The sequence below is a fragment of the Psychrobacter sp. JCM 18901 genome (assembly GCF_000586435.1).
GTDB lineage: Bacteria > Pseudomonadota > Gammaproteobacteria > Pseudomonadales > Moraxellaceae > Psychrobacter.
Window position 1 is genome coordinate 26,307 of the sequence record NZ_BAWH01000004.1, and the last position, 24,240, is coordinate 50,546.

Here is a 24,240-nt window from a genome sequence, read left to right on the forward strand (position 1 = left end):
TCATTATTTAGATGATAAGAAATCTAAAGGTTGTATGTGCTATTTTAAGTTTCCAACGACATACCCTGCACAAGGCGCATCTGCAATCCACTTCGCCACAAGTTTTTTTATTAATAGCCACACTCGCATCCAACGGCAAAAACACTGCGCTACCAGAGCCAGTCATACGTGCTGTACCGAGTGCTCGCGATTCTAACTCCTGCAAATAATTAAAGGCATCTGCAACAGCAGGCGCGAGGCTTGTGACCACTGGGGCAAAGACATTATGATAAGGCGTAAGTAAATCTTGAACGTAATAATTAGACTGACTTTGAATCTTCTGTATTGATAAGAGCGCGATATCTCGCTGTAGTTTAGGATGCGCAAATAGGGTAGCGGTATTGACATGAGCGTTAGGCGTCAGTACTAAATATTGCTGGTCAGGCAACTCAATCGTAGTCAGTTCTTCACCAATACCCATCGCAACAGCATCTTGGCCAAATATAAATATTGGTACATCTGCACCTACAGTCGCGCCAATCTTTATAAGTTCATCACAAGTAAAATTAAGCTGCCAAACCTCATTGAGCACTAGCATAGTCGTTGCTGCATTAGATGAGCCACCGCCTAGACCCGCGCCCATTGGCAAATGCTTATCTAAAGTGATATGCACTTTTGCTAACTGCTCAGGTAAAGTGTTTGACTGTATGGCAGATGCTAGCAATGCGCGTGCCGCTTTGAAAATTAAATTGTCTTCTATACTAATAGTGATAGCCTCTGCACCATCTAATATCAGTAGCTGATGACAGAGTTGATTAGCGCTTAATTCACTAGCTATAGTAGAAATTACGACATCGTTGCTAACCGAAAAATGCAAGTAATCGCCCCAGTCAAGTAGGCGAAATACCGTTTGCAAATTATGATAGCCATCGGCTCGTTTACCAGTGATGTGCAAAAATAGATTGAGTTTTGCAGGTGATAAACGGGTAATCATAGAAGCAAATGATGAAGCTATATTTTCAGTCATATTTTTTTATCATACGGTGCAGTTATAAACAGCTATCTTAATTAGCAATGATGGTTTTTAGCGTAGTTCATATCATTAATCAATGATGGATTAATGGTTAATCGTCATTACAACTTTGTTGCCTTGTGGTTGTACTGCGCTAATTTTACTAGGTAGCTTATCTGTACCTTTATAAGTAAAGCTGGCTGTCCACTCACCATTGACTGAGCTAACTAAGCGGCTCTGATCATCCATTTGTGGCGCACTATCTGAAGGTGCTGGGCGACCAGAAATCCAATAAGGCATTTGTGAAATTGGTGCTTGCCAACCAGTCGCTTTCTTTAGCAAGGTTTCAGGGTCGTCAGCGGTCAATGTGCCTGTCTTTTCGCTGACTAGAGTAGCGGTCTGACCATTGTATTCGATGTTGGTTTTACCAATACCAAGTGCGCCAATCAGCTCAATAGCAAATCGGTCGTTTTGCTGACCCCATGCATAAAATGCACTACCACCTTGGGTACCGGTCGAATCATTCGCAGGCGTCGTCACCCCAATTTTACCGGTGATATTAAAACTCTCTAGCTTTTTGGGTTGCTCAGCGTTTTGACCTTGTACAGTAGTCGTCGATTGGTTAGTCGCATTGGCTGTTTTTAATGACTGACAGCCAGAGGTTATGACCATGGCTGCAGTTATAGCAGTAAGCAGAGCCAGTTTATTTGGCTTATAAGAAGTGATTGATGCTGACATAATAGTTTCTCAAAATGGAAAGATGTACAAAGATATTAGCTTAAGCGTTATTTGTTGCTTGGTTATGCATGGCTGTTAGCTTCTTATAACGACCTTGTAATTTATAAATGCTTCGTTATTTCTAAAAACCTTATCAACTATCATATCTCTGTGACTACAAAGCTCGAATAACATATCCAAAATCAGCGCTATTAATACAGCTGTATGCGGTCATTGATATTATGTTGTCCAAACGAGAAGCGCTGCTGCAAATCTGCGAGTAATGCCTCAACTTTGTCATTGTTGCCTAAGCCTTGATAGGCGCGCAATAGCAGCGTACCTGAGCGCAGAGTTGGCAGCACATCATAAGGTGTCTGTAGATAGTCGATGACCTGCTGATAGTTTTCTTTGGCCAATGCATTGCCTGCCAAGACATTTAAGGCTTGCAGATGTAGGTCGTTATCATAACGTGGGTCATCGTAGCGAATCTGAATAATTGCGGTAGCTAATGCTAGACCTTGTTCTGAGCTGCGCTCATTTGCCAGTAGCAACTGTGCATAGCTCAACTGATAGGATAAGTTACTAGGATCTAATGCTTGCAAATGGTTAAGCAGGGTACGCTTAACGACATAGTCTGCTTTATCATCTAACAGCTGAGCCCGCGCAAAGAGTAGCATCTCATTATCAGGATATTTACGAGCGGCACGGGTCAGTAAGCGCAGTGCTTCATCCGACTCGTTTTGTTGCCACAAGATATCGGCCTGCATGACAAAAGTGTCAGGCGCGAATACTGTGAAGTCTTTGCGCAGCTTCTCTAAAGTCGCGATTGCCCCATCGATGTCATTATCGAGTAATTCAAACGCCACTACCTTTCTACGCGCTTCTAATACCAAATCCTCTTGCATGACGCCATTGAGGTAGTATTTAGCTTGATCGAACAACTGCTGACGCTCAGCACTGATACCTAGATAATAGTAGGCTTGATCAAGATACGCTGGACTCTTAGCAAGCATATTGAGTAGCTCATCGGCGCTAGCGTACTCTTCGATATCTAGGCTTACTAAAGCTGCAAGCAGGGTAATTTCAGAATCATCATTGAAACGGCTATGCGCCTCAAGCAGTAACTTCCACGCTTGTTCGCTTTGCTTTAAATCTAATAGATAGCGAATCTCATATAAATATAAGCTTTTGCTATCAGGGTTACGTAGACGAGCTTGACTGACATAATTGATGACGGTTTCTGCGGTCACGATTTTACGCAATATATCGGCTTTTAACGTAATAAAGGGCACGTAGTCTGGCTGACGCTCTAGCGCTCGATTGATATGAACGATAGCCACTTCAGGTTCGTTAAACTGATAGAGTAAACCTGCTTTTAATACTGACAATGAGGCATTTTGCTCGCTATCTAGTGGCTGCAACGCGGCAAGAAGCTCACGTTTGTCATCATCATTATTTGGGTAAATGCCTATGAGAATTTCACTTAAGTCTGCGCGTGGGTCATAGCGCAAGATGCGGTTTAAAGTTTCACCCGCTAATATATAGTCGTGGGCGCGTAAGGCCAAATGCGCGACATAAAACCAAGCAGGTACGTGGTCAGGGTTTTGGCCTTGCCATGTCTTGGCAAACTGTAATGAGTCTTCAACCCTTTCGTTACGCAAAGACAAGCTAAGCGCTCTCTCGAACACGGCTGTCGCATCTTCTTTAAAAGACTGTTGCTTATAAATAGAGACCGCGCGTCGTTTGTCATCGCGATCGGCAGCAAACTCGGCATCCAGTAGAGCGTACAAGCTTGGTTCACTAAGCTCAGGCTGCCATAAACTGGCTGGCGCTAAGCATTAATGTTTTTTACGTTTTCTATAGTAAGCGTGTCTTCATTATAAGGTGTATCAATCGCAGCACTACTATCATTTACTTTATTGCCATTTGGCTTATTGGCAGTTACCTTATTGTTAGCTGCCTTATTATCGGTAGCAACGGATACTTTAGGAATTTTTGCTTCTAGCAATATATCGGGATGGCTGGCATGAACAGGGGCTGCCAAACACAGGCACACAGCTAGAGACAACGCTAGCTTATACCGTTGACACAGGCGCTCAATAGCGACATGCAATAAAGCACGGAGCTAGAGTATTCGCTATAGGGATGTGGTGACCGAAGTAATGACCCAAAAAAATCATAGATAGCCGTATTCGCCCATGGTTTACCTACACAGATAAGGCAAGTTTGTTTTAATCATTTTAAGTTAGATATTGGCAATATGTACCCATGACAAACATTATAAGAGTAGACCGATGAGATAAACAATAGCATCCGTGTTACTCAGATATTGGCAGATCTGACTGTATGAATGTGCTACTAGTAGCGAGTACGTTGCCAAAGAATGATACTGAAGATGATTAAATATAGATATGTCTGTCGAACTGAATATTATAGAAATATAACAAGTTAAGATAGAGTAAGCGAATGATTTAACATTATATTATTGACCATAAGTTAAAACCCAGCTATTGATTTTATAAATCGTATGAGTAGTTGATTTGTTACATTTGCGACCAGATACAGAGATATGGTTATCATAGACGGGTGAGTGTTAATTAAAGCCCGCAATAATGATATAATAGGCGGTTTTTAGGGTCTTCCTTTTTAGCGCTGTCGTCAAAAACTGTCTTTTAAAAATAATAAGATAGCGTAAGGGGCAACTGAGCGTCATGTTTATGGTCTATCGATAATGAGATTAGTGGTCATTGGGGTCAATCACAAAACTGCACCAGTCGCTCTGCGAGAGCGCTTGGCGCTTGTGGGTGACGATGTAAATGTCGCGCTCAAACAAATAGAAGCCTTTACTGATGGTAGCGTGATCGTCTCTACTTGTAACCGCACCGAAATCTATGCGCTAGTGCCGCACATTTCAACGTCGCAGCCCGCTAATAGCCAATTATCTGATGTGCAGGATATCAAAGCTGCTGGCCAATCATCATCCAATAATACTTTTAGTAGTAGCATGAATATCTCGTCTGCTGCGATTAGTGCGCACATTACCAAAATCAAAACGTGGCTGGCTGACTTCAAGCAACTATCACTCGTTGATATTGATCCTTATCTCTATGTACATCGTGATACTCATGCATTGACTCATTGGTTAAGAGTGGCAGCTGGTCTCGATTCTATGATACTGGGTGAGCCGCAGATTCTCGGGCAAATCAAAAACTCTGTGCATCTGGCTCAAGACCAAAAAGTACTCAGTAATCAGCTCGGTTGGATCATCGATCAAGTATTCGCTGCCGCCAAACGAGTGCGTAATGAGACACAGGTTGGCGCACAGGCTGTATCGCTTAGTTTTGCTGCCGCCAAATTAGTCACACAGATATTTGATGATTTACCCAGCCGTACTCTACTGGTCGTTGCGGCAGGCGAGATGAATCGCTTGGTGGCCACCCATATCGCAGGCCTAGGGGTTGGACGAGTCGTTATCTGTAACCGTAACCCCGAACGCGCCGAAGCATTAGCGGCTGAGCTACGTGGCCCTAATCGCCGCGTAGACGTTAGACCCTTACAAGAATTGCCGCAAGTATTGGCGGAAGCTGATATCGTTAGCAGTTGCAGTGGTAGTATGGATTTGTTGATTGATAAGACAATGACCATACAAGCGCTCAAGCGTCGCCGTTATCAGCCGATGCTTATGATAGATTTGGCCGTACCGCGCGATATTGATTCTACCATTAGCCGTATTGATGACGTTTATCTGTACTCTGTCGATGATTTGCAGCATGTCATTGCAGGTAATATCGAACAGCGTCGCCAAGCCGCAGTGGATGCTGAGCTGCTAGTGAGTCAATTGGTGGTTGAAATAGATCGCCGCTTTCAGGTTCGCCAAGTCGGCAAAGACATTCAGCAGTACCGCGCGTGTACTCAAGGTCAGGTGGATAAGCTGCTGCATGAGTCTATTGCTAAGCTGCAACAAGACGATGTCAGTCCAGAAGATATCATCACTGAGCTGTCACGACGTCTGACTCAAACACTGACCCATGCACCATCGAAACTGATGCGTAAAGCTGCCCGCGAAGGCGATAGTGAGTTGCTAGACTTCGTGGTGTCAGGACTACAAGATGCTCATCGAGGGCATTGATGTTTTTATCGTGGCTTTATAAATCAAAACTTATCAATCAATACCTATCAATCAATACCTATCAATAAATGCTCAATAGCGCAAGTCATATCGTTGCCTGAGCGTATCGTTGTCAACCTTCAGTATCAGTGCTAATATCAAGCTCTCATGGATGGCTTAGGTCAAGATATGTGCTGGTGTTTGCTCGTAATATGACTATAAATATATTAACTTCACGTTAGTAGACCTCATCAGTGTTCTTTGTTTTTTGTTTGTTTAAAGACAATACATCTCTAGACAGCGCAAGACCTCACCATCAAAAATAATAGCATTTGATTATAGTGCTATCTAATCCATGTCGCATATTATCTAACCATACACTAGGAGTGTTCAATGCCTGCATTACGTCAAGATATCGATCCAAACGGCTTATTAGAGTATTCAGTGGTTTACACCGATCGTGCGCTGAACCATATGTCAAAAGCCTTTCAGCAAGTAATGAATGACCTATCTAGTGACCTAAAATCTGTGTATAACGCGGACGCCGTGGTGATCGTTCCTGGTTCTGGTACCTATGGTATGGAAGCAGTCGCTCGCCAGTTGGCAAATGATGAAGACTGCCTAATCATTCGTAATGGCTGGTTCAGCTATCGTTGGACGCAAATCTTAGAAAAAGGCAAAATCGCCAAGTCATCTACAGTCCTCACGGCCAATCGTGCTGACGATAGTGAGTCGCCAAAGCCGTTTGCTCCAGTAGATATCGACGTTGCCGTAGCCAAAATCAAAGAAGAAAAGCCAGCAGTGGTATTTGCGCCGCATGTCGAAACCTCTTCAGGCATCATCTTGTCAGATGACTATATCAAAGCGTTGAGCGAGTCTGTGCATAGCGTTGGCGGATTGCTAGTCATTGACTGTATTGCTTCAGGTTGCGTATGGCTAGATATGAAAGCATTGGGCATCGATGTACTGATTAGCGCACCGCAAAAAGGCTGGAGCAGTACGCCGGGCGCTGGCTTGGTCATGCTAAGCGACGCTGCTGTCAAAAAAAGTGGACAGTACTGAGTCTGATAGCTTTAGTATCGACCTAAAGCAATGGTTGAACATCATGCGTGCCTACGAGAATGGCGGTCATGCGTACCATGCGACTATGCCGACAGACAGCTTACGTCAGTTCCGTGATGCTGTGAATGAAGCCAAAGCAATCGGTTTTGATAAATTGTGTGACGCGCAGTGGACACTTGGCAAACGTATCCGCGAAGTACTAGAAGCCAAAGGCGTTGAGAGCGTCGCTGCTGAAGGTTTTAAAGCACCTGGCGTTGTCGTCTCTTATACCGATCGTGATGATATGCATAAAGGTAGCGCGTTCGCTGAAATCGGGGTACAAATCGCGGCTGGCGTACCATTGAAAGTGGGCGAGCCTGATAATTTCAAAACTTTCCGTTTGGGTCTATTTGGCTTGGATAAATTGACTGATATCGATGGCACAGTAGCGCGTTTTGAGACGGCACTTGATAAAGTGTTGGGTCAGTAAAGATACCAAGTAAGATGGCTGATAAAGATAGTAATGTGATAGCTTATTAAGTCTTTTTCATTGCCCTTTTTAAAGCCTTTGCAGGGCAGTCTTTACAGTTATAGAAAATACTGAACCATTAGTGTCATGCTAGGTTCAGTATTTTTTTACCTTTTTATTATATTTTATAATATAATGTATTTTTATAAATTAATACTCAAGTACGTATTTAATAAATTTAATTAGGTAGTCCGTTATGAGCATACAAATAGACTGGCAAGCATTTACGTCGATCTCCTTAGTTGGGGGTCTGATGCTAGGCGTAGCGACGGTTATCTTACTGCTAGGTATCGGTCGTATAGCAGGTATCAGTGGTATTTTTTTCAAGCCTACTAAAGCCCAAGCGTGTAGAGATGTGGCAGGTGCTGTTTATACTGGGTCTGGTCATCTCACCACTGCTATATCAGTTGGCAAGACCGCTACCTGAGGTAGCTATCAGTACTTCCGTGCCATTATTGATTGGTGCAGGGTTATTGGTCGGCTTCGGCACGCGTTTAGGTTCAGGATGCACGAGTGGGCATGGTATCTGTGGTAACGCACGGCTGTCTCCACGGTCATTGGCAGCGACTGTCACCTTTATGCTGTTTGGGATTGTGACCGTTTATATCGGTCGTCACGTACTAGGCCTACTATAGCGAACTCATGCAGATTGCCAGATGAAGACTGATAGTCGGGCTAACGCGTAAACGACATACGATGGTTAATAAAAGATAACAATAGCGAGATACGACGATGCTAAAAAATATAATCGGATTGCTAGCAGGACTGCTGTTTGGACTGGGACTACTGGTGTCAGGTATGACCGATCCTGTAAAGGTACAAGGGTTTTTGGACGTATTTGGTGCATGGGATATCTCCCTTGCTCTTGTGATGGGCGGTGGTCTGATTGTCGCTTTCTTCGGTGTACGATTAGCAAAGCGTCAACAAAGCAGCTGGATTGGTACACCGATTGATATGCCAAGCAAAACTGTCATTAATAAAAAAATTACTTATCGGTGCGATGTTGTTCGGTATCGGCTGGGGGCTAGTTGGTATCTGCCCAGGACCTGGAATTGTATTGCTCGGTACTGGTCAATGGCAAGCCTATGTGTTTATTCCTGCCATGATTATAGGAATGCTGGTTTATCAATGGCTTGAGCCTAAGCTTGGTTAACATAATTAGTTCTCTATAAATATAGTCAGAGAACTACTAAGCGGCTACGGCGTTATCCTCCCTAGACGTACTATTTGTACAATCTGCAGTCGGCTGCCTTGTACCCGCTTTAGACTTCTTTGACTATAGGCTAGCACTCGAAAAAAGGTCAGTCACTTATACGTGATTGACCTTTTTAATGGGTGTTGATTGATGATATGACTTAATAAATCACCGTTCTATTTCGCACTAGCGGTGACTTTTGGCGTTTCGTGTGCCAACGATTTAGCCGCTTGGCGTAGCTCAAATTTTTGCACTTTACCGGTACTGGTCTTCGGTATTTCTGCAAAGACAATATATTTCGGCACTTTAAAACCTGCTAGGTGCTGACTACAATGTTCCATCACCGTATCACGTTGCAGAGTACTACCGGCGTGAATTTCGATAAAGGCGACAGGTACTTCGCCCCATTTGTCATGCGGCGCGGCGACCACAGCACAGCTTTCAATCGCAGGTAATTTATACAAGACGTTTTCTACCTCGATACTAGAGATGTTCTCACCACCTGAGATGATGATATCTTTGAGTCGATCCATAATTTTGATATAGCCATCAGGATATTTGACGCCCAAATCGCCTGTACGGAACCAGCCATCAGCGAATGCCTCTTCGGTAGCCTTGCGGCTTTTTAGATAGCCTTTCATCACCATATTGCCACGTAGCGCCAGCTCGCCCATCTCTTCCCCGTCAGCGGCGACTGGTTCAGTCGTACCTTGCTTAAATACTTCAAACCCTGCCATCAAGTGTGACGTTACGCCTTGACGTGATTTCTTTTGGGCACGGGTAGCTACATCAAGCTCATTCCATTCTTCCTGCTCAGCGCAGACCGTCACTGGCCCATATACTTCAGTGAGACCGTAGACATGAGAGATATGAAAACCCATTGCTTCCATTGCAGCCAGCATGGTTTCAGACGGCGGTGCACCCGCGACCCAACCTTTGACCGTATGGGTGATAGCGTCTTTATACTCTAGTTTGCCGCCAGCAATCATATTGTGCACGACTGGCGCAGAGCAATAATGGCTAACTTGATGCTTGGCAATCAGCTGCAATATCAAATCAGCATCAATTTTTCTCAAGCATACATTGACCCCAGCACGTTCAGCGATGGTCCACGGAAAGCACCAGCCGTTACAGTGAAACAGCGGCAGCGTCCACAGATACATCGGGTGCTTGGGCATGTCCCAATCTAAAATATTAGAGATAGCATTGAGAGTTGCACCACGATGATGATAGACCACGCCTTTAGGCTTGCCTGTCGTCCCAGAGGTATAATTTAGCGCAATGGCATCCCATTCATCTTTCGGCATCTCCCAGTTATTCAGGCTGTCTGAACTGGCTACTAATGCTTCATAGCTCATGTGCCCAAAGCGCTCGACATCGACAGCCTTGTCCGTTGAGTGAATGACGATTAAGTCTGGAAAAGTCTCATTGATGATATCGGCATAGTCAGCAAACTCGCTGTCTAAGATGAGAACCTTCGCTTCGGAATGCTGCAAACAAAAGGTCAGCGCATTGATATCGAGACGGGTATTCAACGTACAGAGCACGCCGCCAGACATCGGGATGCCAAAGGCGCATTCGATCATCGCTGGGGTGTTCGGTAGCATGACCGCGACCGTGTCGTTTTTATCCACGCCCAGTTTGCGCAGACCATCAGCCAGTTGACGACAGCGAGTATAGGTCTGTTGCCATGTCTGAGTGAGGTTATTGTGTTCTAGATCGTCATAAATGATGGCAGTCTTATCAGGATAAACTTGCGCGCTGCGAATGATAAAATCAATAGGTGTAAGTGGTTGATGGTTGGCGGCATTTTTGCCAAGACCTGTATGGAAATCTGTCATAATGATAGTCCTTTATCGTATTTCTATAATGCGTCAGTACGTTAACGTCAGTATATTATTTAGTACAGTAATCTAGCATAGAAGCTATAGGTATAAGTCGATATTTATCGATTTATATCTTAGTCTAATTTTTAGGTGACATTAAGCTAACGGTATATAATCTACCTCAAAATTTGGCTGAGTTTTGTGGTGTTTGCTTAACCATATGCTACAGTGCAGCCTGTTACACCGTCCCGCTCGTTATAGCAATTAATATAGTGCTCACTCATCAGTCGCTTGTCTGCATAGCTGACAATAATCGCGGTGTGTTACGATATCGATGATGCTAAACCTCTTAGCTCCACTAATTCTAAAAAGCCGTTTTTAAGAAGTAGCCTCATAAACTATTCATAAGGAAAATGATATGTCTGCCAGCCATAGTGCCAATACGATCCAAACCGCTAGCACCAATGAACACTATCCGCATTTATTTGAGCCGCTAGATTTGGGCTTTACTACGCTAAAAAAACCGTATGGTTATGGGCTCAATGCATACTGGGCTTGAAGACCGTTTTTATAATTATGGCAAGTTGGCGGCGTATTTTGCAGAACGTGCAAAGGGCGGCGTGGCAATGATGATTACTGGCGGTATCTCGCCTAACCGCGAAGGTTGGTTGTTGCCTGCTGGCGGAACGATGAATACCAAAGCTGACGTTATCAACCACCAGCGCGTTACTCGTGCTGTGCATAAGCATGACAGCAAAATCATCATGCAGATATTGCACAGTGGTCGCTATGGCTATCATCCTTTTGCCGTATCATCTAGCCCAATCAAGTCACCAATCTCACCGTTTAAACCGCGTAAGATGAGTATCAAAAACATCGAGCAGACGGTAAAAGACTATGCTCGCTCAGCCAAACTTGCCAAGCAAGCAGGCTATGATGGTGTCGAAATCATGGGCTCTGAAGGTTATTTGCTCAACCAGTTTTTATCAAGCCATGTGAATAAGCGTAAAGACATCTACGGTGGTGATATTCATGGTCGTATGAAGTTCGTTGTCGACGTGGTCAAAGCCGTACGCGAGGCGACTGGCGAAGACTTTATTATTCTATTCCGTTTATCAGTGATTGATTTGGTCAAAGACGGTAACGTCATGGATGAAGTCATCACCGTGGCTAAGGCGCTAGAAGAAGCGGGCGTGACCATCATGAATACCGGTATCGGCTGGCATGAAGCGCGTGTTCCGACTATCGTGACTAGCGTGCCACGAGCCGCTTTCGTTGATTTCACCGCGGAAATTAAAAAGCACATTAGTATCCCGATGATGGCAGCCAATCGTATCAACATGCCAGAAACAGCAGAAGAAATCGTTGCGACTGGTCAAGCTGACATGATTCAAATGGCGCGTCCATTCTTGGCTGATGCGCATTGGGTCAATAAAGCCAAAAACGGTCAGACAGATCGCATTAACACCTGTATTGCTTGTAACCAAGCCTGCCTCGACCATACGTTCGAAAACAAACGCTCGACTTGTTTGGTCAATCCGCAAGCCTGTTATGAGACTGAATTGGTCTATAAGAAAACCAAAAAGCCGAAAAAAAGTCGCCGTCATCGGTGGCGGTGTTGCTGGTATGTCAGCCGCTCATGTGGCAGCCTTACGTGGTCATGACGTAACTCTGTTTGAAGCAAAAGACGTGCTAGGCGGACAGTTTAACTACGCCAAAGTCATCCCTGGTAAAGAAGAGTTCTTTGAGACTATTCGCTACTATATCAATGAGCTTGAGCATCTAGGTGTTGAGATTAAACTGAACACCAAAGTTGATAAGGACATGCTTGAAAAAGCTAAGTTCCATCATGTCATCGTGGCAACGGGTGTCGTACCGAGAAGTCTAGAAGGGAAGCTCGAAGGGGCTGAGCTGCCACAAGTCATGAGCTATGCTGAGCTGCTGTCTGGCGAAAAAGCAGTGGGCAATACCGTAGCGGTCATCGGTGCTGGTGGTATTGGCTTTGATGTCAGTGAGTATCTAACAGCCAATCATGGCAAGTCGCTGGATGAAATCGGCCCTGAGGGGCTAAAAGATCCAAGCTATCGCCCTGAGCCGCAATCAATCAGCGAGTGGCGCGAAGAGTGGGGTGTGACCAACGATACCGACTATCAAAGTGATGGTGGGCTGGTCAGACCAGCAGCGATTAAACCGATTCGCCAAGTGTATTTGATGCAGCGTAGTAAAGGCCGTCTGGGTAGTGGTCTGAACAAAACCTCAGGCTGGGTACATCGTGCACATATCAAATCTCACGGTGTGATCCAAGTCGCAGGCGTGCAATATGACAAAATCACCAACGAAGGTATCTGGGTAACTAACCCACAAGGTCAAAGCCAGTTATTACGTGTCGATAGCGTCGTTGTCTGTGCGGGTCAAGAGTCAGTCGTTGAGCTGATGCCAAACGTTGGTGATGCACCAGACGCGCAGTATCATCTTATTGGCGGTGCCAAGCTCGCAGCTGAGCTAGATGCCAAACGTGCGATTCGTGATGGTGCTGAAGTCGCCGCTCAGATCTAAACTCTTTAGCATGAATGTTAAATAATGGACGGCGAGGGGATATCTCTTGCCGTCCTTTTTTATTTAGAATGAAAATTTGACTTATTAAACTATATATTCAGTCCAACTTATATTTATTCTGAGAGAATATAGAGTTTTTGCTCACTTACTCACGCTCTAATACAATCCCGTCAAAATACCCTCGCATACCACAATGCAGTCTTCTATATTGATCATCCATATCTCTTAATAGTAATTGAGTCTGGCCTTTATAAGTTGCTGGGTATAAACGCAGCTCAGCAGTTTTATTTGGCTGATCATCGTTGATGACCCAATGATTCTGTGACCATATGGCTTTACTCTCTCCTAAATCACAAGTATGAGCATTGGTAAAAATCAAAACGCCCTCGATAATAGAAAGATAAGGTTTATTAGCGACACTATGAATCGATACCGTGTTTTTTGCCTCTCCCGTATCTTCCCAGCGTTGAGTACCTGAATTATATATTGAGATTTGAGAGGTTTGAGAAAACTTACCAAAGGCACTTTTACTCGGTAAATCAGAAAGACTTAACTCATCTGAAAAATTCCAAGCCACACCGTAACTGCTTTGCGCTTCGATATACTCTTTATACTCACGTATCAGACATTCTTCACTTTTACAGGTATTACGCTGAAACGTAAGCCATGTGCGTTGGTTAGCAATGAACCTATCTTTAAAAGCTTTGCTGTCTTCATAGTCAGGAGCAGCACTAAAATGCTTTTATATTTCTTCGCCATTGTGTCATCAAGCTTAGAAAGCTCAGAGCTTTCGCAAACGGTTTTTTCTACCCAGCTAGCAGCTTTGTTGCAATCAAAACTTGCTGAATTTGCATAAGTGGAAAGTAGGCAAGTGCCTAAAATACCGATCGTAGTGATGCATAACTTTTTCATATTACCCTCATTTTTTAGAGCTTGATTGTATTTTAAGAAAGCTATAACTGTGATATACGTGTCATCATCACTTTCTGTAAAAAACGAATTAGCCTAGTCAGCCTCACTCACCTACCAACTGCCAATATTTTCCATCGAAATCCAAGGCTCAATAGGTTCTAAGTCTTCGCCATTTTGTAGCAGCTCAATTGAGATATTATTAGGGTCTTTAACAAAAGCCATATGGCCATCTCTAGGCGGTCTTAATATCTCGATCCCTGCCTGTATAAAGGTGTCGCACTGTGCGTATATGTTGTCGACTCTAAAGGCAAAGTGCCCAAAATTATCGCCATTGGTATATTCTCTTTCATCCCAGTTGTGTGTCACCTCAATCTCTGGCGCACCCTCATGCGTTGCTAAAAAAATATAAGCTGAATCTGCCTGATTCAGAGTCTTTCTTTCTTAGCAGTTGTAAGCCATAAGGTCACAATAGAAAAATAACGTTTCTTCTAGTTTGTTGGTTCTAATCATTGCATGTAAGTACTTCATGAAAATACCTTAATATTGATTATTCATAAAAAATGGAGTAATGGCAGGGTGGTTTTTATGCATCGTTAATATACAAAATCTCAAATGGCGTATGTACGATGTCAATACCGTTAACTATATACAGCGCATTTGTGTCAGTAACTTTTTACCAAGCAGGGCAAGCGGCACACTCTGGGATACTTGCTAGATTAAATCTGACGTCGCAAAATCTAACCTTCCATCTCACCAACCAACCATTTTTCAAAATCGCTCACTTGCGTTGCCAATTCAGGTTGCGCTATTGCTAGGTCATCGAGCTTGTTTTTAATCTCAGGCTTATTATATTTAACGCCAGTCAATGTCTTTTTAAGCAGATCAATAAGTTCAACATTTAGCGCGTCAGAGAAAATGACAACCTCTGTAATCATTGCCTGCTTCACATCCATATGCACATCCATCATGCCCCAATCAAAGCGTGTCTCGATATGATGGGTGAACTCAGGCGTTTTACCAAAGCGCAATCCCAGTCTGCCATCTGTTGATAGTAAGCGTTTAGCGTCGGCTGCTTAGCAAGGCTAGCCTCATCTAATTGCTCGACCTGTGCACTCTCTCCATGATATTCACAGAACGCTTCGATAATCGCATCAGACAATGTCTCGTGATTGATAGCCTCATTAAAATCTACCAAGTTTGCTACGCGAGCGCGCACAGATTTGATGCCTTTTGCTTTGAGCTTTAGTGGATGCGGATTCAGATAATCGCCAAGCTTTTGCATGTTGGCATTGACCAGCAATGTGCCATGATGAAAGCTGCGATCGGCGGCATGTCTAAATGCGCTGCCCGATATTTTGCGGTCACTGACCTGCATATCGTTACGACCAGACAGCGTGGCGTCTATGCCGAGTTTCTTAAGCGCATTAATGATGACGGTGAAGTTTGCTTCTTGGTCGTAAGCATCACTGGGTGATAAAAAAAGTAAAATTGGTATTGCCCAAGTCATGGAATACTGCGCCGCCGCCGCTCTGACGCCGCGCTAAAAATACATCGTCTGCTTCCATCTTATCGGTTTTGCACTCTACCCATGGATTTTGCGAGCGTCCAATAACCACGGTTTCAGAGTTACGCCATAAAAATAGGGTATGCGAGTCGGGATTAAGCGTATTAAATATCCAATCCTCGGTGGCAAGATTAAACCAAGGATTGGTCACAGCAGACTTTAGGATGCGCAGTTTCATGTATTTGACTCGTTAATAAACTGGGTTGGTAAGTAGGTTTTATAAATAAGTAGCATCATTCTTACCGATGCAGGGTTGTAATTCAATGGCTGTCTAACAGGGAGGTTGATTTTATCAGTGGCTTTGACAGTGGTGAAGACATTGAGTATATAGAAAAAACGGTGAGAGAACTTCATAGAGGATGGGGCTAAGGTTGATGCTTCAGTTTTTAGCGGGCGGCAATAAAAGCCAAGCAAAACACTCAGCTTTATTGCACTATAAATTGCTAGAGTACTCTGCTCTATTTAGCACAAATCTCCCACTGCGATTTTGTACTAAGATAACATTGCATAACCGCTTTACCAGACTGCGCATAGGCATCACTGACGATACGCTGATTAGTCGGCAGACGATATCTGATGATCGCGGGCTCGTCATTGATGGTGGTCGTCCATCCAGTCACTTCATTACGGTCATTATAGTTTGCGCTGGTAGAGGTCGCCATTTTGCCAAACCCTGGCAGGTTATAGGAGACCTGTCTAAAACTATAACTCATCGCTGCACCCTCAGCGCCCTCATACTGACAGTTTAGCTTTTTTTGTAGTTTATCTTGTTTATAAACATAGCAAGTGGTCTCATCTGAGAACTGACCAACCCCGCAAAAACCTGCCGTTGCAACTGATATCATACCGATAAATAACGCTATCCTTTTCATAATCATTCCTCAATAATTTATAAATCCTACTAATGATGTTTGCCATCTATTTTGTGTATTGCCAAATGCTAACCAATACTTTTTAGATAGTAGAAAATTAGTGAACAAATATCAACTAATATATTTACGTAAAACTTGAATTGATTTATCAGAGCTACTTTTAACAACAGTATTATTAAGAGTAGCTGACGTAGAACAGGGTTATAAGAAGAGTTTACTATGACTGTGGATCTGTTTTTATAGGTATTGAACTGATTGTTTACTTAAGGATGACTTTGGAGTTCTTTAGTATGTGAATAGAAAGGCGCTGGGATAGGCTAAAGTATAGGAAATATAGGATAGGCGCTGCTTACTGTATGCTGCTTAATGAAAAGGATTTGTCCAAATTTACAGATTATCAAAAAGGTGAAAACCTTAAAACTGTGCTAGGAAAATTAATAAGTGGATAAAAACTCACTATAAATTTTATAAAAAATTACCCATCAAACAATTAAAAAGTTATCATCATGAGTTTTTAATCACATGATAATTTTTACAACGCATCAGACGCTTATGACCGACACGAGTTGGTAAACGCAGTCTAAGCGCTTAATAGGATTACCCAATGACCAACCGTGACCTCATCATCTTTGTGACGCTCTCTTTTATGTGGTCACTCTCTTTCGTTTTTTATCGTATTGGCGTGCCTGAGTTTGGCTCATTGGCATTCGCAGCTTGCGTGTGATATTCGCCGGATTGGTCATGTTGGTCTTTGTATTGCTCAATAAGAAAAACAGAGTAGGCATCAAGGAGCATTGGAAAATGCTAGCGCTCGTTGGCTTGTTTTCAGCAGCGCTGCCTTTTGTGTTGTTCTCGTTTTCCGCGCAATCAGTGAACGCAGGCGTGCTAGCCGTGCTAAATGCTTCTGTACCGATGATGAGTGGTTTTATCGCTAGAGTCTTCTTTAAAGATAGGCTATCGAAAAAAACAAGCACTCGGTTTGGTCATTGGGGTGATTGGGGTAATCATACTGATGAGCGAAAGCTTGTTTGGTGGCGGCGAGCCAGGCAAAGGATTGATCGAAGGACTCCTACCGATGGGCTACGCGCTACTAGCCTGTGTAGGTTATGCGCTTGGGGCCAACATCACTAAAAACTATCTGTACGAAGTATCGCCAGTCGCTATCACCGCAGGCTCGCTCATTATCGGTAGTATCATTATGCTGCCTGTAGCCTTTAATGAGTTCCCTTATGGTAAAGATATCAGCATAAAGGCATGGGTTTCGGTGATCTGTATTGGTGTGTTTTCAACCGCCATTGCCCTTATTTTTATGAATCAGTTGATCAAAAATATTGGGCCAACGCGTGCCACGAGTATCACGTTAGTCATTCCAATTTTTGCGATTATTTTGGGCTATCTATTGCTTGGCGAGGCGCTAAATATACAAGCCATCATTGGTTCGATTGTGATATTGATCGGCACGTATCTGTCACTAGAGCTGTCAATTAAGAAAATGCTAAAGCCGAAAGACAAGACCCAGACGAACAGTATTTAAGGCTTAGTAAACAGTCTTCGTAGTAAATAAATACGAAGATTTGTATAGATGAATATTACTGTATCTGTTTGTAAATATTGCTTGGAATAATGAAATCTGTTCCCTATAAAGGTAGGCGCTAAACGTAGATTTACTAATGATATTATAAGTTTTTCTAAACAGCATGCGATAATAATTAGTATGATTGATGGTTGCTATAACTAAAGATCATAGATAGCAGCAATAACCAATAGGACAGATTATGGCACACGATATTTTATTTGAGCCTGTAAAAATGGGCACACAAACGCTAAAAAAACCGCATTATGATGGCCCCACTGACACGTCTGCGTGCCGTTGAGCCAGGCGATGTCCCTATCACATGGGCAGCAGAGTACTACTCGCAGCGTGCAGGGGCGGGCCTTGTCATCACTGAAGCGACGCAAGTATCGTTTCAAGCAAAAGGCTATGCAGGCGCACCAGGGCTACATACTCAAGATCAAGTCACTGCATGGAAAGCCATCGTTGACAATGTCCATGCCAAAGGTGGCAAGATCGTCGTCCAGCTATGGCACACAGGACTTGTCTCACATGAAAGCGTACAACCTGAACGCCGTGCGCCAATTTCAGCCTCAGATGTCGATGTAGGTATCCGTACCTCATTGCGTGATAGTGACAACCAAGCCATTCGCGCGGATGCCACGCCGCCGCGCCCAGCCAGTCTTGATGAGATTCAGCAAGTGGTTACTGACTTTGCGCATGCAACCAAGTGCGCGCAGGAAGCGGGGTTTGATGGTATTGAGATTCATGGCGCGCATGGTTATTTGCTGCATCAGTTTTGGGCCGAGCATACCAATCAACGTGATGATGAATACGGCGGTAGCCGCGAAAACCGTGCGCGCTTGACGCTTGATGTTATCGATGCATGTGTGGATGCTTGGGATGCAGATCACGTGGGTATTCGTATTTCACCACTGGGCACATTCAACAATGTTGAGGGAGGCTACGAAGAAGACGATAACATTTGGCTGATTGAACAAATCAATAAGCGTGGTCTAATGTATTTGCATCTGTCAGAGCCAGATTGGGCAGGTGGTACGCCGTATAGCGATGAGTTCCGTCAGCGTGTCCGTGATGCGTTCGATCAGACCATCATCGCGGCGGGTGGCTATGATGCGGACAAAGCTGAGAAGAACATCAAAGCAGGCTATATCGATGCGGTAGCATTCGGTCGTGATTATATTGCCAACCCTGATCTCGCTGAACGTATTCAAGAGGGCGCACCGCTCAACGAGCAGCATCCAGAGAGCTTCTATGGTGGCAGCACGGTTGGCTACACTGATTATCCGTTTATGAATGAAGTGTAAGCAATTATCCATCCGTCAGTATCACTGAATAGGCAGACAAACGCGTTATAAAAAGCCCTTTGACTATCGATAGTTAGAGGGCTTTTTTTACGCATTTATTTTGATTAATATCCAAAATTGCCTGTTTGATAATCACGGAACGTTTGTCGTAGCTCATCTTGGGTATTCATCACAAAGAGGCCGTGACCTACGATAGGTTCACCGATTGGCTCGCCGCTTAGCAGTAGCAATTTGATAGGTGTGTCTTCATCGGTAGTTGCAGGGTAGGTCAATTCGATAGTATCAGTAGCAGGTAATGATGAATGTTCAGATTGAGTGCCTACATGATTTCGAATAGGCGCTGAAAATTCAATTAGGCTGCCTGCGCTGACGGCTGTACCGTTGACCAATATTTGACCTTCTTGTACCAGGAGTAGGGTATTGTGCGTTTTCGGTACTTGTAGCGTGGTTGTACCTGCTGTATGTAGCTCAATATCCCACATATTGACTGGCGTAAAGGTCGTTGCTGCTCCCGCTATCCCATGCCAGTCACCGGCAATAATGGCAGCTTGGCCGATGACAGTTTGCTCATCGCTATTGTCTATCAGGTCAACGATAGGCATATCAGCACGTTTGATAGATTGGTATTTTGGGTCGGTCAGTTTATGGGCGCTTGGCAAGTTGACCCATAACTGCACCATACTAAATATACCACCACGTTGCCCAAAGGCTTCAGAGTGGAACTCTTCGTGCAGAATACCGCGACCAGCAGTCATCCACTGTACATCACCTTCTAAAATATCACCGCGCCCACCTGTCGAATCTACATGACTAATCTCACCTGCATAAGCAATGGTGACAGTTTCAAAACCTTTATGTGGGTGTTGACCAACGCCATGTGGCTGCATTTTATAAGCGGGGTTGGGTGAAAACGTTGTTGGCTTGGCATAGTCTAATAATAAGAAAGGATCAGTATGGCTATAATTAAGGTCTGGATTATCATCTAGATGACTGATCAGAGTTTTTACAAAAAAGCCGTCACCTACCAGTGCGACTCTTTTTCACCGTGAATGTGTTTAATTGAACGCATGGGTCACCTCATTAGTCTAATTAGAATTACTATCAATAGAAAAGCTATTATTAAGTAATACTACTATGAATATAAGAGTAGATTGTATGAGTTTTTATTACTATTTCATTCCTAGTGCTGTCGGCAGCGATTAAGCAAACGTTAAAAACTTATAAGTGTCCATGATTAGACGATCTCACCACTCACAAAACCACTTGCCCATGCCCACTGAAAATTATAACCACCAAGCCAGCCGGTCACATCAAGCACTTCACCGATAAAGTATAAGCCGTCTTGTAAATTGCTTTGCATCGTTTTTGAAGAAACCTCATCAGTTTTGACGCCGCCGCGTGTGACCTCAGCGGTACGGTAGCCTTCCGTGCCAGAAGGTTTGAGCTGCCAACCATTAAGGGTAATACCAAGCTCTGTGAGACGTTCGTCTTTAATATTAGCAAGCTCCGTATCTTTGATGTCTTCCCACAGATGCGTCTGTAGTGCTGCTAATAGCTTCTTGGGTAATGCATTATCTGTGTTTTCTGCCAATACGGTACGAATAAGCTGGCGTGGATGTGACTTTTTGCGAGCAAGTAAAAGCTCAGTGACGTCTATTTCAGGCAACAAATTGATACTGATGGTTTCCCCAGTCTGCCAATAGTTGGAGAGCTGTAGCATGGCAGGGCCAGAGAGACCACGATGGGTAAATAGGACGGGCAATTTAAAAGAGATACGCTCGTTACTGGCAATAACTGGCAAACTGATACCAGCCAAAGCACGGATAAGCTCGCCTGTTTTGTCAGTGAAGGTAAAGGGTACAAGGCTAGCGTCAGTTGGCACAAGAGTATGCCCGAACTGCTGCGCCAACTCATAGCCGATACCACTTGCTCCCATGGTCGGGATAGATAGTCCACCAGTGGCGATGACTAAAGACTCACAGCTATAGCCTGTTTGCGAAGATTGAGTGCCGTTCGCAATGTCTTTTTTTACCAAGCTTTTTACTCGTCGTTAGATAAAAGCGCTCACCGTTATCATGAGCAGCAGTTTTAACGTGATCAATCTGAGCATTAAGCTTTACTTGTACGCCTACAGCCGTGCATTCATCTAGGAGCATAGACAAGATATCTTGTGCCGAGTCGTCACAGAACAGCTGACCGTGTTCGCGTTCATGGTAGGCAATCTTATGCGACTCTACCATGCCGATAAACTCCCAACTTGGGTAACGACTTAGCGCTGATTTGCAGAAGTGGGGATTGGCACCAATAAAGTGCTCAGGCTCTACAAAGTAATTGGTGAAGTTGCAGCGACCACCACCTGACATCAAAATCTTTTTACCAGCTTTATTGGCATGATCCAAAACCAATACGCGGCGACCGCGCCGTCCGGCAGTCAGTGCACAGTACAACCCTGAAGCGCCAGCACCAATAATAACGACATCATAGTGAGTATGGTTTTGTGCATTGCGTTGATTAGTCATTGCGGTCTCGTAAAACGATGGGGTGAAAAAAAGTATAACCAGGCCAAGCATTGTTTTTATTAAAAACGCGGCTGACATTTTGTTAAATGAAGCAGTATGTTTAGTGTAGCTATTGTCCATATTTCACTAAAGGTTACAAGGATTAAATGCCCTAAGCCATACGCTGTTACCGTGTGATCACAACCAGCTGTCATTTTAGTACTATCGTTATGATAGCTGCCCCTATAAATAGCATTATACGTACCAGTATAAGTACTAATATAATTATCTAAACATACAGATGTACAGTGAAATTGTTATGTTTGGCTTTTGATGTCTTGCAACGGTCACGCTTATTTGTCAAACTAACGATGAGCGTCACACATTATGGAAGATGACTCTTATTGCTTACATGGGGCGCGTCATAGACGTTTATCCGTGTAGGTCATAATAATTAAAAGGGACCCAACACTATGACTCAGAAATCATTTCCTATCTCAGCCGAGTTTATGGCTGCTGCCAATACCACACCTGATAAGTACCTTACAGACTACCAGCAATCTATCGAATCAGCCGAAGCAATTGATGCTTTTTGGGCGAAGCGTGCTGAGCTAATCGACTGGATAAAAAAACCGACTAAGGTCAGTAACGTCAATTATGACTTAGATGATTTTAGCATTAAATGGTTTGAGGATGGTGAGCTGAATATTTCAGTCAACTGTCTCGATCGTCACCTCGAAGAAAACCCATACAAGCCTGCTATCATCTGGGAAGGCGATCACCCTTCGTTGCACAAAATCATCTCTTTTAAAGAGTTGCATGAAGCTGTCTGCCGCTTAGGTAATTCATTGCGCAAGCTTGGCGTTGTAAAAGGTGACCGCGTAACGCTATATATGCCGATGATACCGGAAGCCATGGTAGCGATGCTGGCATGTGCGCGTATCGGTGCGGTACATTCAGTGGTGTTTGGTGGTTTTTCTGCCGAGAGTTTGGGTAATCGCTTGATAGACAGTCGCTCAAAAGTTGTTATTACCGCTGACGAAGGTTTACGCGGCGGCAAGCACACACCGCTCAAAGCCAATGTCGATCACGCACTCGACATGGATGGCACTGAGAGTGTCGAAAAAGTCATTGTCGTTCATCGTACGGGTAACTCTATACCGATGAGTGGGCGCCGTGATGTGTGGTATCACAATTTGGTCGATGGTCAATCAGAGATCTGCGAGCCTGAAGTTATGAATGCCGAAGACCCACTATTTTTATTATATACTTCTGGCTCGACTGGTAAGCCAAAAGGTGTAGTGCATACTACAGGCGGCTATATCACCTATGCTATCTCAACGTTCCGTGATGTTTTTGATATCAAAGAAGATGACGTCTACTGGTGTACGGCAGATGTGGGCTGGATTACTGGCCACACGTACTCAACCTATGCACCATTGGCCAATGGCACGACAACGGTAATGTTTGAAGGTGTACCAGAGCATCCAACATGGGCACGTATCGGTCATATCATTGATAAGCATGACGTGACCATCCTATACACTGCACCGACAGCTATTCGCGCGATGATGAAAGAGGGCGACGCTTTCGTTCGAGAGTCGGATCGTTCTAGTTTGCGTCTGCTAGGTTCGGTCGGTGAGCCGATCAACCCAGAAGCGTGGGACTGGTACTACAATGTCGTCGGTGATGGTAAATGTCCTATCGTCGATACATGGTGGCAGACCGAGACTGGTGGCATCTTAATGGCACCAATACCAGGCACGGTCGATCTCAAACCGGGCGCGGCAATGACACCACTATATGGCGTCAAACCAGAAGTCGTCGATAGTGATGGTGCGATTTTAGAAGGCCCTGCAGAAGGCAATTTGGTGATCAGTAGCGGCTGGCCAGGCAGATGCGTACTATCTACAATGACCATCCACGTTTCTTAAAGACCTACTTTAGCGATTATCCGGGTCATTATTTCACGGGTGATGGCGCTCAACGTGATGAAGATGGGCATTACTGGATTACTGGTCGTGTCGACGATGTACTCAACGTGGCAGGGCATCGCTTGGGCACAGCAGAGATCGAGAGCGCCGTGGTTGCGCACCCTGCAACTGCTGAAGCTGCGATTGTCGGTATGCCGCATGAGATACGCGGTACAGGCATCTGTGCATTTATCATTCTAAAGTCAGGTGAAGAAAAGACCGACGATCTAAAAGCAGAATTAAAACGCCATGTGCGTGCTGAGATTGGACCAATTGCGACTTTAGATGCCATCTATATGGTCGATGCACTACCAAAAACGCGCTCAGGAAAAATCATGCGCCGTATCTTGCGTAACCTTGCAGCAGGGCAATATGTAGGACTGGGCGACCTATCTACACTTGCTGATAGCTCAGTGATTAATGACTTGGTTGAAGAAGTCAAAGCGGGTCGTGGAGAGTAAGTCAGCCTGCTAACGAACCTGTAGTGTTAAGGATAGTGACTCAATACTAGCCATTAATATTCATATATCGAAGTTAAATAAAAGCCATGTTATCGAGAATAGCATGGCTTTTTTTTA

The 24,240-nt window shown here is 44.1% G+C and carries 16 protein-coding genes and 7 pseudogenes; 9 read left to right on the forward strand and 14 right to left on the reverse strand.

Annotated elements, in window-relative coordinates:
* Positions 1–7: 7 nt before the first annotated feature.
* From ispE to TT11_RS04560, 4 genes are all read right to left on the reverse strand, one after another.
* On the reverse strand, positions 8–1,006 hold the full coding sequence (ispE, locus tag TT11_RS04545) for a 4-(cytidine 5'-diphospho)-2-C-methyl-D-erythritol kinase (RefSeq protein ID WP_261869218.1): 999 nt from the start codon (positions 1,004–1,006) through the stop codon (positions 8–10).
* Between the two features lie 90 nt (positions 1,007–1,096).
* The gene (gene lolB / locus TT11_RS04550; protein WP_261869219.1) at positions 1,097–1,729 is read right to left on the reverse strand and encodes a lipoprotein insertase outer membrane protein LolB; all 633 of its coding nucleotides are present in this window, start codon (positions 1,727–1,729) and stop codon (positions 1,097–1,099) included.
* Between the two features lie 191 nt (positions 1,730–1,920).
* A complete protein-coding gene (locus tag TT11_RS04555; protein WP_261869221.1) occupies positions 1,921–3,498 on the reverse strand; it encodes a tetratricopeptide repeat protein in 1,578 nt (525 codons plus the stop codon).
* Positions 3,499–3,539: 41 nt separating this feature from the next.
* Positions 3,540–3,752 (reverse strand): hypothetical protein, encoded by a 213-nt coding sequence (locus tag TT11_RS04560; RefSeq protein WP_261869223.1) that lies wholly within the window; start codon positions 3,750–3,752, stop codon positions 3,540–3,542.
* Positions 3,753–4,439: 687 nt separating this feature from the next.
* Between TT11_RS04560 and hemA the strand changes: the two genes are divergently transcribed.
* From hemA to TT11_RS04580, 4 genes and pseudogenes are all read left to right on the forward strand, one after another.
* The gene (hemA, locus tag TT11_RS04565; RefSeq protein ID WP_261869224.1) at positions 4,440–5,837 is read left to right on the forward strand and encodes a glutamyl-tRNA reductase; all 1,398 of its coding nucleotides are present in this window, start codon (positions 4,440–4,442) and stop codon (positions 5,835–5,837) included.
* A 372-nt stretch (positions 5,838–6,209) separates the two neighbouring features.
* A pseudogene (locus TT11_RS04570) lies at positions 6,210–7,347 on the forward strand (aminotransferase class V-fold PLP-dependent enzyme).
* 235 nt (positions 7,348–7,582) lie between these two features.
* Positions 7,583–8,021 (forward strand): annotated as a pseudogene (locus TT11_RS04575) (YeeE/YedE family protein).
* A gap of 97 nt (positions 8,022–8,118) precedes the next feature.
* Positions 8,119–8,539: pseudogene (locus TT11_RS04580) on the forward strand (DUF6691 family protein).
* A gap of 218 nt (positions 8,540–8,757) precedes the next feature.
* Here the strand turns inward: TT11_RS04580 and TT11_RS04585 are convergent.
* A complete protein-coding gene (locus tag TT11_RS04585) occupies positions 8,758–10,422 on the reverse strand; it encodes an AMP-binding protein (protein ID WP_261869226.1) in 1,665 nt (554 codons plus the stop codon).
* Positions 10,423–10,825: 403 nt separating this feature from the next.
* Here TT11_RS04585 and TT11_RS04590 point away from each other — a divergent pair.
* Positions 10,826–12,963, forward strand: a pseudogene (locus TT11_RS04590) (FAD-dependent oxidoreductase).
* A 145-nt stretch (positions 12,964–13,108) separates the two neighbouring features.
* Here TT11_RS04590 and TT11_RS04595 read toward each other — a convergent pair.
* The 7 genes from TT11_RS04595 to TT11_RS04625 form a co-directional block, all read right to left on the reverse strand.
* Complete coding sequence (locus TT11_RS04595) at positions 13,109–13,540, reverse strand: hypothetical protein (RefSeq protein WP_261869227.1); 432 nt, start codon at positions 13,538–13,540, stop codon at positions 13,109–13,111.
* A 44-nt stretch (positions 13,541–13,584) separates the two neighbouring features.
* Entirely contained in the window at positions 13,585–13,875 is a 291-nt protein-coding gene (locus tag TT11_RS04600; protein WP_261869229.1) for a lysozyme inhibitor LprI family protein, read from the reverse strand.
* 111 nt (positions 13,876–13,986) lie between these two features.
* The gene (locus tag TT11_RS04605) at positions 13,987–14,304 is read right to left on the reverse strand and encodes a VOC family protein (protein WP_370587785.1); all 318 of its coding nucleotides are present in this window, start codon (positions 14,302–14,304) and stop codon (positions 13,987–13,989) included.
* Positions 14,305–14,612: 308 nt separating this feature from the next.
* Positions 14,613–14,843 (reverse strand): lipoate protein ligase C-terminal domain-containing protein, encoded by a 231-nt coding sequence (locus TT11_RS04610; RefSeq protein ID WP_261869231.1) that lies wholly within the window; start codon positions 14,841–14,843, stop codon positions 14,613–14,615.
* Positions 14,840–15,382: a hypothetical protein gene (locus tag TT11_RS04615; RefSeq protein WP_261869232.1), complete on the reverse strand. Its 543-nt coding sequence runs from the start codon at positions 15,380–15,382 to the stop codon at positions 14,840–14,842. Before TT11_RS04615 ends, TT11_RS04610 begins: the two co-directional genes overlap by 4 nt.
* Positions 15,339–15,617, reverse strand: a complete 279-nt coding sequence (locus tag TT11_RS04620; protein WP_261869233.1) for a hypothetical protein — start codon at positions 15,615–15,617, stop codon at positions 15,339–15,341. The genes TT11_RS04615 and TT11_RS04620 overlap by 44 nt, the downstream gene beginning before the upstream one ends.
* A gap of 280 nt (positions 15,618–15,897) precedes the next feature.
* Positions 15,898–16,311 carry a hypothetical protein gene (locus TT11_RS04625; RefSeq protein WP_261869235.1) on the reverse strand — a complete coding sequence of 138 codons (414 nt, stop codon included), beginning with the start codon at positions 16,309–16,311 and terminating at the stop codon, positions 15,898–15,900.
* 741 nt (positions 16,312–17,052) lie between these two features.
* On the opposite strand from TT11_RS04625, the pseudogene TT11_RS04630 reads away from it, so the two are divergent.
* The 3 genes and pseudogenes from TT11_RS04630 to nemA form a co-directional block, all read left to right on the forward strand.
* Positions 17,053–17,220: pseudogene (locus TT11_RS04630) on the forward strand (EamA/RhaT family transporter); the annotation flags it as partial.
* Positions 17,221–17,230: 10 nt separating this feature from the next.
* Positions 17,231–17,845, forward strand: a complete 615-nt coding sequence (locus tag TT11_RS04635; RefSeq protein ID WP_261869238.1) for a DMT family transporter — start codon at positions 17,231–17,233, stop codon at positions 17,843–17,845.
* 305 nt (positions 17,846–18,150) lie between these two features.
* Entirely contained in the window at positions 18,151–19,191 is a 1,041-nt protein-coding gene (gene nemA / locus TT11_RS04640) for an N-ethylmaleimide reductase (RefSeq protein WP_305079959.1), read from the forward strand.
* A gap of 104 nt (positions 19,192–19,295) precedes the next feature.
* On the opposite strand, the gene TT11_RS04645 is transcribed toward nemA, so the two are convergent.
* The gene (locus TT11_RS04645; RefSeq protein WP_370587786.1) at positions 19,296–20,219 is read right to left on the reverse strand and encodes a pirin family protein; all 924 of its coding nucleotides are present in this window, start codon (positions 20,217–20,219) and stop codon (positions 19,296–19,298) included.
* Between the two features lie 206 nt (positions 20,220–20,425).
* Positions 20,426–21,710 (reverse strand): annotated as a pseudogene (locus TT11_RS04650) (NAD(P)/FAD-dependent oxidoreductase).
* 452 nt (positions 21,711–22,162) lie between these two features.
* Between TT11_RS04650 and acs the strand changes: the two are divergent.
* Positions 22,163–24,123, forward strand: a pseudogene (acs, locus tag TT11_RS04655) (acetate--CoA ligase).
* The last annotated feature ends 117 nt before the right edge of the window (positions 24,124–24,240 follow it).

Bases quoted from the DNA above. Each gene is read 5' to 3' on its own strand.
- ispE (WP_261869218.1), bottom strand. From the start codon at position 1,006: ATGACTGAAAATATAGCTTCATCATTTGCTTCTATGATTACCCGTTTA.
- hemA (WP_261869224.1), top strand. From the start codon at position 4,440: ATGAGATTAGTGGTCATTGGGGTCAATCACAAAACTGCACCAGTCGCT.
- TT11_RS04620 (WP_261869233.1), bottom strand. From the start codon at position 15,617: ATGAAACTGCGCATCCTAAAGTCTGCTGTGACCAATCCTTGGTTTAAT.
- TT11_RS04610 (WP_261869231.1), bottom strand. From the start codon at position 14,843: ATGATGGATGTGCATATGGATGTGAAGCAGGCAATGATTACAGAGGTT.
- TT11_RS04615 (WP_261869232.1), bottom strand. From the start codon at position 15,382: ATGACTTGGGCAATACCAATTTTACTTTTTTTATCACCCAGTGATGCT.
- TT11_RS04600 (WP_261869229.1), bottom strand. From the start codon at position 13,875: ATGAAAAAGTTATGCATCACTACGATCGGTATTTTAGGCACTTGCCTA.
- TT11_RS04625 (WP_261869235.1), bottom strand. From the start codon at position 16,311: ATGAAAAGGATAGCGTTATTTATCGGTATGATATCAGTTGCAACGGCA.
- nemA (WP_305079959.1), top strand. From the start codon at position 18,151: ATGATGGCCCCACTGACACGTCTGCGTGCCGTTGAGCCAGGCGATGTC.
- lolB (WP_261869219.1), bottom strand. From the start codon at position 1,729: ATGTCAGCATCAATCACTTCTTATAAGCCAAATAAACTGGCTCTGCTT.
- TT11_RS04585 (WP_261869226.1), bottom strand. From the start codon at position 10,422: ATGACAGATTTCCATACAGGTCTTGGCAAAAATGCCGCCAACCATCAA.